Here is a 15,710-nt window from a genome sequence, read left to right on the forward strand (position 1 = left end):
ACCCTACGCTCAGCAGCTGCGGCAGGTGACCTCCACCTCGTACAGGCGGACCCGTCCGTCGGCGGTGGCTGTCACGTCCAGGCGGATCGCAGTGGCCTCGACCGGGTCGAACCGGTGCAGCGGGGTGACCTCGGAGTTTGCGGTCACCTCGTTGACCACCTGCCACTGACCGTCCACCTCGGCGGAGATCGTGTAGTCGTGGAGCAGGTAGCCGGCGTACTGGTGCAGCTGCACCGCGTCGATCGTCTCCGGTGCGGCGAAGGTCACCTCGAGCCAGTGGGGCGGTGTGGCCTCGGTGAGCCACCGGCTCCCCGTGCTCGTGGTGTTGCCGTCGATCGCGAGATCCGGGGTGTAGCGGCTCCACGAGCCGGAGGCCGCCACGGTGGCGCCGTTGGAGGCGAGGGCCACGTTGCGCCACACCGCCATCACCGTGGAGGTGGCGCTGGTCGGTTCCCCCGAGGCCGGGGTGACCACCACCTCCACGGTGGCCGGCTGCTCCGGGGCGAGGGCCGCCGTCGTGACTTCTGCGGCCAGCTCGCGGACCTCGAACGGATCGAGCGAGACCGTGCTGGGCTCCGCCGTCGTCCATCCCTGCGGTGCCGCCACGGTGACCTCGACCTCACGGGTGGCAGCCGTGTCGTTGCGCAGCACGGCCGCCAGGTCGAGGGAGACCTCCGTCTCGGGCCGGATCTCGCTGGATGCGGGGAGGACCGCGACCGCGACCGGCGCGGCGGCCTCACCCTCGGTGAGGGTGATCTCGGGGAAGACGTCCAGCTCCTGGTACCGCGGCCAGCCCAGGTGCAGGTCGAGGGAGTCCAACGAAGCCACGACGGCGGTGCGTTCGGTGGTGCCGTCGCTGCCCAGACGTACGGGGGTACCCGTGAACTCCTCGGCGAACCACGGTGTGGCCAGTGCTGCGGTGCGGTCGGTGGCGAGGGCGTTCGCGCCCTCGAACGCGGTGGTGAAGTGCTGCGGGTCGTCGCCCTCGGCCACCGCATAGTTGCGGACGGCGGTCCGTACGTGGTTGCGGTACAGGTCGGTGTGCACCAGCTCCTGCACGAGAAGCCGCTGGTGCGCCGTGGCCGACTCCAGCAGCAGCGCCTGCCGGGCGTCCAGGACCGGGGCTCCCTGGGTATCGGCGTCCCCGGCGAGCAGGGGAGCCTGGCGACTCGCCTCCAGGAATGCTGCCCGGACGACTGCCTGGGAGAGGGAGATGCCGACGTTCCAGCCGGACCAGCCGCCGAGTCGGGCCAGGTCGATGCGAGGGGCGAGCAGGTTCCGCAGCTCCGGATCGACCACACCGGCTACCGCGTCGTCACCGACGGCCACGAGCCGACCGCGGGCCACCGCTTCGTGGATCCGGTCCACGAACGGGTCGAGCGATCCGGCGCCGGCCGTGTTCGCCATCAGCAGCACGTCGGACTCGGCGGCCGGGGCGTGCTCGGCACCGAGGGTGGCGATGTATTCGTCCACGAGATCGGCGTAGGGGATGTCCTGGTAGGGCGCCACCCAGTCCTCGCCCGGGGTGCGGGACCACTCGACCGCGACGCTGGGCTGAACGTCCAGGCGCTCCACCACCAGCTTGGCGGTGAGCAGTGCTCCCAGCACGTCCGCGCCCGGGTAGATCTTCACCCGGTCCTCGACGCCCAGCTCCGCGATCAGCGCCGCCAGCGCCTCCTTCTCGGCGCGGTGCGGGCCGAACTCGCTCGCATCGTCCTGCCCGAGCACGAGGACGTCGATGGTGCCCGCGGCGGCGAGATGGATCATGTCCTGGTTGATCTGGTGGTTGCGCTCCCGGGCACACAGGTAGTCGCTCTTGATCTCCTCCGGGATCTCGGCCGCGACCTCCTCGTACTCGGCGCGGAGGTCCTCCCGGCCCAGGTTCTCCACCTGGTCCATCAGCTCCGCCCACTGGCGGACGGGCCCGGAGTACATGCCGGGGTAGCCGGAGGTGGGGGCGATGGTGAGCCGCTGGATCACGTCGAAGGCGTAGATCGGCTGGTCCGGATTCGCGGCCGCGACCTCCTCGACCACCTGCAGGCGTTCGCGGGCGGTGGCCAGGTCCGTGGCGCACGTCCGGGAGGCCACGAGTCCGCCGTAGGCCAGCATCGGCAGGGCCAGCACGGAGGCGTCCGCCTCCGGTGCCGTGGCCGCCCACCAGTCCCCGACGGCGTCCGCATCCCCGTGGTCGAAGAACTCACCCAGGAGGTCGGTCTCCGGGGTGAGGGCGGAGTGGCCGCCGATGGCGGCCATCTCCACAGGTGTCATGGCAGGGAAGGGGCGGTCGTCGAGGGGCACGACGGCGATGTCACCGAGCGACGTCGGTGGTCCAGCATCGGCGGGTGGAGTAGCCGGTCTGTCGGCATGCGCGGGAGCCGCTGCGGTCAGTGAGGCAGCGAGGAGGCTCGCGGTGGTCAGGAGTGCGGTGAGGTGACGCATGGTGTCCTTTCCTGGGCGGCGACGGTGCGGCCCGGTCCATTGGTCGGCGACGATGCTCGGAGATGGGAGTGGGTCGGACGTCAACCCTTGAGCCCGGTCTGGGCGAGCCCTTGGATGAACTGACGTTGGGCGAAGATGAAGACGATCAGCACCGGGATGACGGTCAGTGTGGTGGCGGCGAGCTGGACGTTCCAGATCGGGCCGCCGTAGGCGTCGACGTACTGGGTGAGTGCCTGCGGGAGGGTGAAGTTCTCGCGGCTGGACAGGTACACGATCGGTTCCAGGTACATGTTCCATGACTTCAGGAAGGTGAAGATCGAGACGGCGGCGATCGCGGGTCCGGCCAGCGGGAATGCGATCTTGGCGAACATGCCCCAGCGCCCTAGCCCGTCCATCCGACCGGCCTCCTCGAGCTCGTGCGGGAGCGTGATGAAGAACTGCCGCATGATGAACGTGGCCAGCACGCTGGGTGCGCCGAGGATCGGGATGACGATCAACGGCCAGTGTGTGTCGATCAGGCCGAGGGTGTTGACCATCCGAAAAAGGGGCACGATCGTGACCTCGGAGGGCACCAGCATCCCGGCGAGCACCACGAGGAACAACAGGTTCGCTCCCTTGAACGGGATGCGCGCGAAGGCGTACCCGGCCAGTGCTGCCACGAAGATGGTGCCCACGGTGACCAGGGCCGCGATGTAGAGCGAGTTCCAGTACTGCTGCGCGAACGGCTGCAGTGCGAAGACCTCACCGTAGGGTGCCCCCGAGGGGGCCTCGGGCCAGATCGTCGGAGGTCGCTGCAGGATCTCGCTGGTGGTCTTCAGCGACGAGGTGGCCATCCACCAGGTGGGGAACAGGAACGGCAGCGCCAGCAGCGCCAGCACGACCACCAGGATCCCACGCAGGAACTTAGGCTTCATGGTGCACCCACCGCTTTCGGGTCTGCCACTGCACGAGGGTGAGGGCGAGGACGATCAGGAACAGCAGCACCGCGATGGCGCTGGCGTAGCCGAACTCGTTGAACTGGAACGCTTGGCGGTACAGGTAGTACACGAGCACGGTCGTGGAATTGCCCGGTCCGCCCTGGGTGAGCACGTCGATGAGTGCGAACGTCTCCAGAGAGCCCACCACGGTGAGGATCGAGACCAGCAGGATGGTGGGGCTGATCATCGGGACGGTGACCGACCAGAACCGCCGCCAAGCGCCCGCTCCGTCGAGAGTGGCGGCCTCCTGGATCTCCTCCGGCACACCTTGGAGCGCGGAGAGGAACAGGATCATGTTCAGCCCGACGTTCTTGAAGACCTGCACCACGACCACCGCGATCATCGCGGTGATGGAGGTGCGCAGCCAGTTCGGTCCCGTGATGCCGAAGGTGGCGAGGAATGAGTTGATCCCACCGTCGACCTGGAGCAGGAATCCCCACACGATCGTCCAGGCGACCAGTGAGACCACCACGGGGGAGAAGAAGGCCACGCGGAAGAATGTCGTCCCGGGCAGGCGCTGGTTGAGCAGCACGGCGAGGCCGAGCGCGAGCGAGATGTTCAGGACGAGCACGCCGAGGGAGAACCACGCGCTCGCCGTGAGCGAGTCGTGCAGCGCAGTATCAGCGAGCATCCGTTCGTAGTTGCCGGCGCCTTCGAACGTGAACGTGCTGGCGAGCACGTTCCACTCGTGCAGGCTGTACCAGACCACTGCGATCAGCGGTGCGATGACGAAGGCGAGCGACCCGACCACGGCCGGGGCAGCGAAAAGGTAGCCGGCGATGGCATCGCGGCGGCGCCAGGTAGACGGGCGCGTGCGCCGCCCGGGCGCGGCTGTGGTCACACGCCCGGGCCCGGCCGTGGTCAGATCGGTCATGGCTCAGTCCTGCAGGAGCGGGTCGGCGGCCGAGCACACGTTCGCGAGGACAGCCTCGACGTCGGCGTCTGCGGTCCACAGGGCGTCCAGCTCGCCGCGGATGGTGGTCTGCAGTTGCGCGAAGTTCGGGTGCGCCGGCTTCGTGATGGCGTCGGTGATACCGCCGACGACGACGGATTCCAGCTGGTCCTCGCTCAGCAGTGGGTTCGCGTCGGCGAGGGTCTGTGCGTTCAGCAGCGACTCCCGTGGCGGCGGAAAGTACGTGGCGAGCTGCTCCGCGCTCTCCGGCGAGGTGAAGTGGGCCAGGAAGTCGGCCGCGATCTCGGGGTTCTCGCCATTCTCGAAGACGCCGACACCTGCCTGCCCGATGATGTTCTGCTGACCTGCCGGTCCGGCGGGCAGCGGCAGGACGTCCCACTCGAAACTGCCGTCGAGGGCTGCCGCGCGGGAGATCTGGGTGACAGTCATGGTCACATCGCCGGCGAAGAAGTCGGCGCTCGTCCCCGGGCCGGGCATGGCCCCGTCGGCGAATGCAGCATCGTGGATCCAGGTCATCGCGTCGACCATGGCCGGGTCGGTGAAGGTGCAGGTGGTCCCGTCCTCCGACCACGGTGCGGCGTCCCAGCCGCCCCACACGGTGGCGAGGTTGCCCCAGTCGCTGTAGTCGAAGTCACGAACGACGAGGCCGGCACCGCCGAGCTGCTCGGCGCTCGCAGCGGAGATGTCGCGCGCGCTGTCCCAGGTCCACTCGTCGGAGGAGACCAGGTCCGCGGGGTCGTCCTGCCCGGACTCGGCGATCCGGTCGGTGTTCACGAACATGACGAAGGGCGAGTTCGAGAACGGGTAGGCGTACAGCCCCTCACCCTCGGACCACAGGTCGAGCGCGCTGGGCACGATGTCGTCGAACTCGTACCCCTCGCTGCCAGCGAGGGCCGGCCGCACGTCCGTGAGAGCACCGGAGGAGACGAACTCGGGCGCATTGGACTCGAAGACCCAGCCCAGGTCTGGGGTGTTCCCGCCGGCGAGTTGGGTGGTGAGCGTGCTCGTGTAGTCGTCGAAGGGCACGGTCTCGAACGTGACCGAGGAGACGAGCTCCGGGTTCTCCTCGATGTAGCCGTCGGCGATCTCGTCGAACAGGGCGAGGTGTCCCTCGTCGGAGGTCCAGACGGTCATCCGCAGGTCGACGCTACCGTCGGCCGGGTCAGGGGTTGCGCCGTCGGTTCCGCCCGACGTGCAGGCGGCGAGCGCAAGGCCCGCGAGCGCGAGTGAGGCGAGAGCGGGGACGGATCTACGGTGAACCATGGTGACTCCTCTTCTGGGTGACCGTTGCGCGTGCGACGGCCGGGTCGGGATGGGAACTGTCAGTAGCCCTGGACGCCGTCGGGCCAGTGCAGCTCGACGCCATCGGTCACGAGTGCGGCCTGCAGGTCGTCGGTGAGGGTGCGGCTGCCATGCACCTGGTGCGGCGTGGTGCCCTGCTTGAGGCACTCGGCGGCGAGTAGTCCGGCAACTTCACCGATGTTCCACTCCACCGGGTGCAGGCGGTAGCAGCCGTTGGTGATGTGGGTGGTGCCGATGTTCTTGCAGCCCGCGAGCAGGTTCGTGGTGGACTGGGGGATCAGCGCACCGAGCGGGATCTCGAACGGCTCGGCGCCGACGTCGATGTAGTTGTCGCCGCCGGTGGAGGGGTGCAGATCGATGCGGTACATGCCGATGCCCACACTGTCCGGGTAGCGGCGCGCGCCACGGTCGCCGCGGACGGCGAGCGAGACGTCCTGCTCGCAGACCGTTTCCAGGGCGCGGATGCGCCGGCTCTCCCGGTGGTATGGCGCCATCGCCAGCCCGTCGTCGGTTCCGACGACATCGCCGCGCAGCCGCAGGCCGGGCCATCCGGTACCGCCGTCGGGCCGGGGCGCCTCGGTCTGCATCCAGTACAGCATCGACAGGCTCAGCTGCTTGGCGGCGTGCAGCCGCTGGGCCGCGACGTCGGCGGGGACGTCGATGAGCGGCCCGTCGAAGTAGTCGATGCTCGGCCAGTTCACGAGCGTGATGTCGCTGTCGTAGGAGCCGGGGGTGAACATGTCCCGGGCGAGGATCCGGCGGAACGTCCACAGGTTCCCGTCCCCGGCATTGACCGCTTGGTCGGCCACCACGGTGAGCGGGTCATCGCCAGGGTTCGGGGAGAAGTGCCGGTGCGTGATCTCGAGGGTGCGCGGGTTCGGGGCGCTCCAGCTGAGCAAGTTCGCGCCCCAGTAGTGCGTGGTGTAGGTGCGCCAGTAGTCGTACTGCTCGGGGCGGTCGATGGTGTGATCGCCGTCCACGTGGTCGACCGCGAAACACACGCTCATCGCCTGCACGTTCTCCGGCTGGGCCACCTCCGGTGCACTCGGTTCGCCGGTCTCGGCGCGCGACTCGAAGCCGAGCACGTACTCGGTACCGGTCAGCGGCAGCAGTTCGCCGGTCTCCGTCGCGTCCACGACGTAATCGGCGACCACCGTGGTGCGCGTACCGGTGCCCACGTCCTCCAGCTCGACGGTGCGCACGCGGTGACCGTCCATGGTGGCGGCGATCGGCCGCACCGGTTGGATCACCTGAATCTTGCCGGTCCCGCGATGCGCGGCGAGCATCTCCTCGATCACAGCGACTGCGACACGCGGTTCGTGGCAGAGCTTCGAGACCCAGCCCGCCCCGGGGTTCAGGTCTGTGCGTCCCCGCGCGGCGTCGGTGAGCGGGTAGTGCCGGCGGTAGTGGTCGCGGATCCCGTCGCGGAAGCGCCGGTAGCGCGCTGTGCACCCGAAGTCCTCGATCCAGGAGTGCTCGTCGGGGGGCACCGCTTGGGAGGTGGACTGGCCGCCGAGCCAGTCGAACTCATCGGTCAGGATCACATCGGCTCCGTGGTCCGCTGCGGCCAGCGCTGCGGCGACCCCTCCGAGTCCGCCGCCGACGACGAGGATCTGTGTCTGTGCTTCGGGCACGTGATGACGCCTTTCGTTGTGGTGATGGCCCTCAGGCCGAAGGTGCGAGGGGACCTGCGGTGGAACCGTCGACGAGGGTGCACGGGATGAAGACCTGGGCGTCGGTGTCCTCGTCGCCGGCCAGTCGGCGGGCGACGATGCGCAGTGCCTCAGCGCCCATCTGCATCCGCGGGATGAGGAAACCGGTCCAGTCCACGTCCGCGTCTTCGCGGATCTCGGGGTCGCCGAGCCGGGCGAGGGAGAGGTCACCGGGGACCGTGAGGCCGCGGTCCAGCGCTGCACGTCGGAGCCTCCCGACGACGTCGGAGGAGACAGCCGCGGCGGTCATGCCGCTGGCGCGGAGGGCATCGAGCAGGTCGCCCGCGTCGCGATCGCCCTGGTCGAAGGTGACGGGCTGGAGCCCCGCCGCGGCCATCGCGCGGCGGTACCCGCGGGCACGGTCCTCGACCGACTCGTGGCCGGTGTACTCGTTCACGAGCGCGATGCGCCGATGCCCCAGCTCGAGCAGGTGCTCGACGACACTCGCGGTGGCATCCTGGTACGCCGCACCCGCGAACGGGACCTCCCCGGCCGGGGTCTCCCGACGCCCGACGAACGCGAACGGGAACTCCTGCCGGACGAGCTCGGCGAGATCGTCGGGCGAGCTGTGGCGTCCGAGCAGCACACAGCCGTCGGCCACCCGCAGGCGCCGGATCCCGGACCCGCCGGTGAGCCCGCGGTGTGACGGTGCCATCGAGGTGAAGAGCAGCAGGTCCACGCCGAGGCGCTGCGCCTCGTCCTCCATCCCCTCGAGGAAGGGGTAGTAGAAGTTGCCCGCATCGTGCGGGAACACGGGCTCATAGGTGTAGACGCCGATGATCGATGTGCGTCCACCCGCGAGCGACTGCGCCACGGGGTTCGCGACGTAGCCGGTGAGCTCGATGGCGCGCAGGACGCGCTCGCTCACCTCCTCGCCGACCCGGCGCTGCGCGGCACCGGAGCCGCTGAGCACCAGGGAGACGGTGGTCTGGCTGACACCGGCCAGGCGGGCCACATCGGCCTGGGTGGGCCGACGAGACGAGCCTGAGCGGCGGCCGCTCTCGTGGCGTGTCGTCGTCATGGTCGCCCACTGAATAGCGTTTTGCGTAAAACTGCAAGAGGTCGAGCCGTTGATTCTCGATGACTCTGCGATCTTCGGCTCGCGTACTGCGTCAAGGAGTGTGCTGATAACTCCCGTGCTGAGCCACGATCTCGCCCTGCGGCGCCGACGAGACGGCCGAGCAATCTCTTGCAGTTTTACGAATGACTCTGTTTGATGCGAACGGTCGCGGCGGGCGGCCATCACCGCCGGTGGTCCCTCGCAGCGACAGTACCCGTACCGACACCGCTGTCCAACGCGAGGAGTTCTGATGAAGCTTCGATCGAGACGACCCGTCCGTACGTTCGCCGGCCGCGCCCTGGGGATAGCGCTGGCCGCATCGCTGGTGGTTGCCGCGGCGCCGGCCGCGGCAACGCCGGTTCCGGACTCGCGAACGGTCTGGGAGGGAGACGGGCGCCCAGCCGGGAACAACAGCCTCGGCGAGGTCGCCCTGCTCCCGCTCGACGACCGCCCCTACACCTGGTACGCCCCGCTGAAGCTGGGCGGTGGCGCCGGGTACGAGGTCACCACGCCCGAGTCGGACGTGCTCGGGCGCCACTTCACCCCGGGCGACGGAGCGCAGGCCGGCCAATGGCTGACCCGCGCGGCCGAGCAGGCCGACGACACGATCGTCGCACTGCCGATGCTCGCCTACGGGGGACTGCTGCACTCCCGGGACAGCGCGGTCAGTGAAGACCAGGCGATGGCGAACCTGGAGGCGGTACGGCAGGTCCGCGAGGAGAACCCGGACGAGCGCCTGTACGCCTTCGACACCATCATGCGACTCACCCCGGAAGGGCCCTGGCGCACCGAGATCCGGCACTGGGCGACCGTGCTGTCCGAGGTGGAGAACCTCGGACAGGAGGAGAAGCGCCCCCGACTCGAGGAGCTCGAGGCACAGATTCCCGAGGAGGTGCGCACCGACTACCTGGAGACCCGGGCGCGCAACCACCGGATCAACCTGCGGATGATCGAGTGGGCGGCCGAAGGAATATACGACTACCTGATCATCGGCCAGGACGACGCCTCAGGGACCGGGCTGCACCGGCCGGAGGCCGAGGCACTCGCGGCGCGCATCGCCGAGCTGGGCGTGCAGGATCGGGTGGTGCTCTACCCGGGTGCTGACGTCGTCTCCTCCCTGCTGCTGGCGAAGATCGCCGTCGAGGAGGCCGGGACGGAACCCGCCGTCTACGTGGAGTACTCCCGCGTGCACGGTGCAGACTGGACGGCCCCATACCAGAACATCCGCTACCAGGACCTGATCCACGGATACGTGCACACCATCGGGGGCCGGATCACCGGGGATGTCGACGACGCCGACCTCGTGCTGATGGCCAACACAGGAGGCAATCAGGATTCGGTCGCACCGTTCGCCGACCGAGTGGCGGACTATCTCGAGGACGGGCACACGGTCGCACTCGGGGACGACGCCATCGCCGGCCACACCGATCTGCGCCTGATGAACCTGCTCGACGAACAGATCCAGCGGGGGAGTCTCGACTCCTACTCCGGGTGGAACATCGGCATCCCGATCTCCCAGTCGCTGAGCCGCCATGCCCTGCTGCAGCGCGCCGAGGCCGGTGACCTCGGGCCGGGCGGTGCGCAGTCCTCAGCAGGCCCGATCGCCGCGTGGCGCACGGCGCTGCTCCGTGAGGCGGCCGAGCACACCGTGGAGCTGACCCTCTCCGAGTGGGTGCAGACGAACGCCTACCGGAACTATGTGCGGGCCGACACCACGGCCTACGCTTCCGCGCTCGGGGAGCCGAACCCGCAGATCATCGCCACCTACTACGACAAGATCGACGCCTACGCGCGTGAGCACACCACGCCGTACGCGCAGATGATCTTCGACGACCATTTCGCCGACGTCCCGCGTCCGGTCGGCACGGTCGACGGTCAGCCCCTGACCCTCAGCGCCCGCGAGGTGGGCGAATGGAACATCTTCCTGCCCTGGCTGCGCACCGGTGAGCTCGCCGCGGAGCCGGAGCTGATCACGGAGACCGGACGATGAGCCGGCGGCGGTGGCACGCAGCGGCGGCCACCGGACTGCTCGCGGCACTGCTGGGTGTCGCGAGCGGCACGCCCACGGACGGGCCGGCGAATGCCGCGGCCGCACCAGCGTCCTCCGGGAGCTCCACGTTCGAGACCACAGACCTCGAGGCCACCTCCTCGAGTGGTCCGGCGTTGGACGCCTATGCCAGCTGGATCCTGCGCCGGGACGACGGGGAGAACCGCAATGGTCTGATGCGCAAGCTGCGGTATGTGTACGGCGAGTCGATCGGCTCCTGCACCGAGAGCGACCCGTGCCTGGAGGTGGACGTGCAGCAGAGCACGGCGGCGTGCGCCTCGCTGGAGTTCCTCTCCCGGTACTTCCCGGCACGTGCCGCATGGCAGGGCCGGACCTCGCTGTACTTGGACGAGCGCAACGCGATCGCCGAGTTCGCAGACGCCGTGCTGGCCTACCAGGTCGATCCGAACCCGGACCGCGACGATCTGTTCGACGGCGCCGTGGCGAGCTCGCTCGGCGGCAGCCAGTTGTACTACACCACTTTCGGCAACGCCTCCTGCGGACGTGCCCTGCTCGCCGCTCACGAGCTGACCGACGAGCCGGCGTACGCGAGTGCCGCCGTCGAGATCGGTGAGTTCCTGCGACGGATGCAGGATCCCCGGGACTACTACGAGCCCTACGGAGCGCACCCGTTCCTGGACGACGCCGGGCAGCCGACCACACCTCCCGGTGGCTTCTTCGACCAGGTGTCCAGCTGGAACAACCTGTTCGCCACGATGTCGCTGTGGAACATGACCGCCGTGGAGTTCCTCGCCGAGCTGGAGAGCACGGTGGGCAGCACCGACGGCCGCTATGCGGCGGCCGCCGCGGACGGTCGGGCGTTCCTCGAGACAGGTCTGGACCTGGGCACCGACTGGTACACCGCGGACTTCGACTCGCCGGCCACGGCGCAGAACCGGATCGTGGCGATGTCGGCGAACAGCGCGGACTGCCAGGACAACCGCTGGCACCGGAAGGGATCCTGCGACTACGTCGACGGCCTGCCCTCCGAAGGCTCCCTCGGAACGGACATGATCGAGTACGCGATGGCCTCCCTGTACCGCTATGAGCGAGACCTGCATGACGACGAGGGCGCGGGCGCAGCCGCCGTCGGCGATCACTACGTGCGTTACACGAGCATCCCCGGCGAACACACGGCATCCCGGACCGACCCGCTCGAGTGCGAGGGCGGCGGTGAGACACACCTCGTGGACCCGTACTACTCGGACGACAACCAGGGCTCCGACGTCTCCGGCACCTTCTCCGACTACGACTCACACCTGTCCTTCGGTGGGTACGTCCGCTCCTCCGGCACCGAGCTGACGACGGCGGAGGTCAAGTACTACGACATCGTCGGCTTCGGCATCCTGGCCGAGGTGCGCGCCCGCCTCGTCTCGACGAAGTTCGCCAACGCCTACGAGCGGCTAATCTCCGCCGAGGACTACGCCATCGTGGCCATTCAGCACCGAACGCTGGCGCCGATGGCACTGCCCGGGGTGGACCGTGACGACGTCGACGGTGATGGCGACGTGGAGGAGAACATGTGCATCCTCACCGAAGGCACCCTTCCGATCGCACACAACGGTCTGGGCATGCTCGCCACCGTCGGCTATACGCACGACACGACGAGTACGGCGGCCGGCGCTCACCCCCAGGCGCCGCCGGACTGGCGAGATGCGGCGGGGCGCCGGCCAGGGGCCCGCCTATGACAGACGCCCAAAGAAGCGACGTCGTGATCGGTGTCGACCTCGGCGGCACCAAGACCGCCGGTGCCGTGGTGGACCTGGACGGGCAGGTGCTCACCCGCACAGCCGTGCCCACCCCGGCAGCCGGGGGCGCGGCGGCCCTGCTGGATGCCGTCGCAGCCCTCGTCACCGATCTCGCCGGGTCGGTGAACGCACTGGTCCGGGGGGTCGGGATCGGTACCGCCGGCGTCGTGGACGTGCCCTCCGGCCGGATCGTCGCGGCCACCGACATCCTCCCCGGCTGGGCCGGCACCGCCGTCCCCGCGGGCCTCCGTGCCCGGGTGCCGGCGCTCGGAGCCATGCCGGTACACGTGCAGAACGACGTGGACGCACACGCCGCCGGCGAGGTCTGGCTCGGCGCCGCCGCGGGCCTGGACACGGTGCTGCTGATCGCCGTGGGAACCGGGGTTGGCGGTGCGGTCGTGCGGCACGGCCAGGTGCTCCGCGGCGCGCACCGGATGAGCGGCGACGTCGCCCACATGCCGACCCCCGGGGCCGAAGGCCTGCGCTGCGCATGCGGACGCCTCGGGCACCTGGAGGCGCTCGCCTCCGGGCCCTCACTGCACCGCTACTACCTCGCCTCCGGGGGCGACCCGCACAGCCCGGACACCCGCGACGTCGTCGCCCGCGCACAGGCGGGGGAGGAGACCGCGATCCGGGCCGTCCGGACCGCCGCCACGGCCCTCGGGCGTGCGATGGCCGGAGCCGCGGCAGTGCTGGACCCGGACGCGGTGATCATCACCGGCGGGATGGCCGGAGCCGGCGCGCTGTGGTGGCAGACGATGGAATCGACGTTCCGCGGCGAGCTGGCCGAACCACTCGCGCAACTCCCGGTGCGGCGCGCGCAGCTCGCCGACGGGGCGATCCTCGGCGCCGCCCGGGGCGCCTGGGACCAGGTGAAGGAGACCTAGACCGATGGACCGAACTGCACTGCTCGACCAGCTCCGCGCCCGGCTGATCGTGTCCTGTCAGGCCTACCCCGGCGAACCCATGCGCGACCCGCGCACCATGGCCCAGGTGGCCCAGGCCGCCGTGGCCGGGGGAGCGGCGGCCATTCGTGCGCAGGGCGAGGAGGACGTACGGCAGGTGAGCTCCGCCGTCGACGTTCCGGTGATCGGGCTGATCAAGGACGGCAACGACGGCGTATTCATCACGCCCACGCTCGAACACGCCCTGACGGTGGCCCGGGCCGGTGCGCAGGTGGTGGCGCTGGATGGCACGCGACGGCCCCGACCGGACGGACGTACCCTCGCCGAGACCATCGCGGAGTTCCGGGACGGCTCCGATGCCCTGCTGATGGCCGATTGCGGATCGGTCGGCGACGCGCTCGGGGCGGTCGAGGCCGGTGCCGACCTCATCGGCACCACGCTCGCCGGCTACACCGGTGAACGACCGCGCACTGACGGTCCCGACCTGGCGCTCCTCGAGGATCTGGCCGCCCGACTCGACGTGCCGGTGATCGCCGAAGGACGGATCCACTCGCCCGCGCAGGCTGCCGAGACGCTCGCGGCTGGGGCGTTCGCCGTGTGCGTGGGCACCGCGATCACGCATCCGACCACGATCACCAGCTGGTTCACCGAGGCACTGGCAGTACCCGGCACGGACGGTTGAGTTAGCCGAGCAGCGCGGTCCGCAACGTGTCCAGGCCCACCGACCCCACGTCCAGGGCACGGCGGTGGAAGCGCGCCAGGTCGAACTCTGCGCCCTCTCGAGCGCGAGTCTCGTCGCGCAGCTGCTCCCAGAGCCGCTGCCCCACCTTGTACGAGGGCGCCTGCCCAGGCCAGCCGAGGTAGCGGTTCAGCTCGAACCGCTTGAACCCCTCCGGCATGTTCACGTTCGCGTCCAGGAAGGGCCAGGCCTTCTCCGCGTCCCAGGTACCGCCGCCCCACTGAGGCGGGCACGGTTTGCCGAGGTGCACGCCGATGTCGATCACCACGCGGGCGGCGCGCAGCCGCTGCCCGTCGAGCATCCCGATCGCATCGGCCGGGTCGTCCAGGAATCCCAGGTCTTGCATCAACCGCTCCGCGTACAGCGCCCAGCCCTCGCCGTGCCCGCTCACCCAGCAGGCCATCCGGCGCCAGTCGTTCAGGGCGTCCGCCCGGTACACGGTCTGCCCGATCTGCAGGTGATGGCCCGGCACCCCCTCGTGGTAGACGGTGGTCTTCTCCCGCCAGGTGGCGAACTCGGTCACCCCCGGCGGCACCGACCACCACATCCGCCCGGGGCGGGAGAAGTCGCTGCTGGGCGGGGTGTAGTAGATCCCGCCGCTCTCCGTGGGGGCGATGCAGCACTCGATGGTGCGCACCGGGTCCGGGACGTCGAACTGGGTGCCGGCCAGGGCTGCGACGGCCTCGTCGGCAGTGCTCTGCATCCACTCCCGCAGCGCCTCGGTGCCGTGCAGGGTCCGGGCGGGGTCCGCATCCAGCTCGGCCATCGCCTGCTCGATGCTGGCGCCCGGACCGCTGAGCCGCTCCGCCAGCACCTGCTGCTCGGCGATGATCGACTCCAGCTCGGCCAAGCCCCACTCGTAGGTCTCGTCCAGGTCCACCTCGGCGCCGAGGAAGGTACGGGAGAACCGGGCGTACCGCTCCGGCCCGACGGCGTCCCGCGCCGGGGCCAGGGGCGCCAGCTCCCGGAGCGCCTCGGCGAGTGCCGCGTACCCGGCGCGAGCGGCCTCGGCGCCCGTGGCCAGGGCGGCCACCACCTCCGGGGGCGGCTCGTGACCATCGATGCGTGCGCCGTCGGCGAAGGACTGCCAGAACCCCTCGGCACCGGCGAGCCCCTCGGCCTCCTCGATCCCGGCCTCCACCTGGCGGACCGCGGCCATCCGGCCACGCGCGGCACCCAGGCGGAGGGAGTCGATGTAGCCGGCGACCGCCCCGGGCACCGCCTGCATCCGGGCGGCGATCGTGCGCCACGCCTCGGGGGTATCGGTGGGCATCAGGTCGAAGATCTCCCGGATGCTCTGCACCGGGGAGGCGATCACGTTCAGGTCGGCGAGGTGCTCGTCGGCCTCGGCCAGCTCGATCTCCAGGCCGAGACGCTCCCGCATGGCGTGCTGGGTCACCCGGTCCACCTCGTCGGCCGGGGTGACGGCGTCCAGCGCCCGCAGGGTGTCGTACGCGGCCTGCGTGAGGGCGGCCAGACCGTCGGGAGAATGGTCGTCGAGGGCATCCTCGCGGCCGGGCAGCCCGACCTCGGTGGCGAACATCGGGCTGAGCTCGGTGAGCGTGCGGACGTAATCGTCGGCGACAGCGTCGGTGGCGGTGCGCGGGCGTGAACCTGGGGTGCCGGTCATGCGGGAACGGTACCGCTCCGGCCAACCACCTTCCCACCGAAATCTGATACTGCCCTGGTCGCCGGGTCCACCCGGCCCCGGCGGTCCTTCGCCGATGCCCACCCGAGAGGAATCCCTCTTCCGCCACCGAATCCCCCTCCACCCGTCCGCAGCTGGACTCGGCGGCAGAAAGGGGATTCGGCGCGGGCGGGTGACGGGTGACTCCGGGTGGGCAACAGAGGGCAACCGCTTCCCACGG

11 protein-coding genes are annotated in these 15,710 nt (G+C 69.9%); 4 read left to right on the forward strand and 7 right to left on the reverse strand.

All coding sequences use genetic code 11. From position 1 onward, the window contains the following. Positions 1 to 9 precede the first annotated feature (9 nt). The 6 genes from BLU77_RS22985 to BLU77_RS20050 all read right to left on the reverse strand — a co-directional run bounded on the left by BLU77_RS22985 (position 10) and on the right by BLU77_RS20050 (position 8,364). Positions 10 to 2,439 carry a DUF4127 family protein gene (locus tag BLU77_RS22985; protein ID WP_089775077.1) on the reverse strand — a complete coding sequence of 810 codons (2,430 nt, stop codon included), beginning with the start codon at positions 2,437 to 2,439 and terminating at the stop codon, positions 10 to 12. A gap of 80 nt (positions 2,440 to 2,519) precedes the next feature. Next, on the reverse strand, positions 2,520 to 3,353 hold the full coding sequence (locus BLU77_RS20030) for a carbohydrate ABC transporter permease (protein ID WP_089775079.1): 834 nt from the start codon (positions 3,351 to 3,353) through the stop codon (positions 2,520 to 2,522). Then, positions 3,343 to 4,290, reverse strand: a complete 948-nt coding sequence (locus BLU77_RS20035; protein WP_089775081.1) for a carbohydrate ABC transporter permease — start codon at positions 4,288 to 4,290, stop codon at positions 3,343 to 3,345. The genes BLU77_RS20030 and BLU77_RS20035 overlap by 11 nt, the downstream gene beginning before the upstream one ends. A gap of 3 nt (positions 4,291 to 4,293) precedes the next feature. Further along, the gene (locus BLU77_RS20040) at positions 4,294 to 5,592 is read right to left on the reverse strand and encodes an ABC transporter substrate-binding protein (RefSeq protein ID WP_089775083.1); all 1,299 of its coding nucleotides are present in this window, start codon (positions 5,590 to 5,592) and stop codon (positions 4,294 to 4,296) included. A 59-nt stretch (positions 5,593 to 5,651) separates the two neighbouring features. Further along, positions 5,652 to 7,265, reverse strand: a complete 1,614-nt coding sequence (locus tag BLU77_RS20045) for an FAD-dependent oxidoreductase (protein WP_089775085.1) — start codon at positions 7,263 to 7,265, stop codon at positions 5,652 to 5,654. A 31-nt stretch (positions 7,266 to 7,296) separates the two neighbouring features. After that, positions 7,297 to 8,364 carry a LacI family DNA-binding transcriptional regulator gene (locus BLU77_RS20050; protein WP_089775087.1) on the reverse strand — a complete coding sequence of 356 codons (1,068 nt, stop codon included), beginning with the start codon at positions 8,362 to 8,364 and terminating at the stop codon, positions 7,297 to 7,299. Between the two features lie 289 nt (positions 8,365 to 8,653). On the opposite strand from BLU77_RS20050, the gene BLU77_RS20055 reads away from it, so the two are divergent. From BLU77_RS20055 to BLU77_RS20070, 4 genes are read left to right on the forward strand one after another with little or no spacing between them, the layout of a single operon-like run. Continuing rightward, on the forward strand, positions 8,654 to 10,393 hold the full coding sequence (locus BLU77_RS20055) for a DUF4127 family protein (RefSeq protein ID WP_089775089.1): 1,740 nt from the start codon (positions 8,654 to 8,656) through the stop codon (positions 10,391 to 10,393). Continuing rightward, a complete protein-coding gene (locus tag BLU77_RS20060; RefSeq protein WP_089775091.1) occupies positions 10,390 to 12,138 on the forward strand; it encodes a hypothetical protein in 1,749 nt (582 codons plus the stop codon). Before BLU77_RS20055 ends, BLU77_RS20060 begins: the two co-directional genes overlap by 4 nt. Before the next feature lie 23 nt (positions 12,139 to 12,161). Continuing rightward, positions 12,162 to 13,085: an ROK family protein gene (locus tag BLU77_RS20065; protein WP_245708963.1), complete on the forward strand. Its 924-nt coding sequence runs from the start codon at positions 12,162 to 12,164 to the stop codon at positions 13,083 to 13,085. 4 nt (positions 13,086 to 13,089) lie between these two features. Then, on the forward strand, positions 13,090 to 13,785 hold the full coding sequence (locus tag BLU77_RS20070) for an N-acetylmannosamine-6-phosphate 2-epimerase (protein ID WP_089775095.1): 696 nt from the start codon (positions 13,090 to 13,092) through the stop codon (positions 13,783 to 13,785). A 1-nt stretch (position 13,786) separates the two neighbouring features. Here the strand turns inward: BLU77_RS20070 and BLU77_RS20075 are convergent, their stop codons facing one another. Beyond that, positions 13,787 to 15,472 carry a DUF885 domain-containing protein gene (locus BLU77_RS20075; protein WP_089775096.1) on the reverse strand — a complete coding sequence of 562 codons (1,686 nt, stop codon included), beginning with the start codon at positions 15,470 to 15,472 and terminating at the stop codon, positions 13,787 to 13,789. Positions 15,473 to 15,710 lie beyond the last annotated feature (238 nt).

The organism is Ruania alba (assembly GCF_900105765.1).
In the GTDB taxonomy this organism is placed as follows: Bacteria; Actinomycetota; Actinomycetes; order Actinomycetales; family Beutenbergiaceae; genus Ruania; species Ruania alba.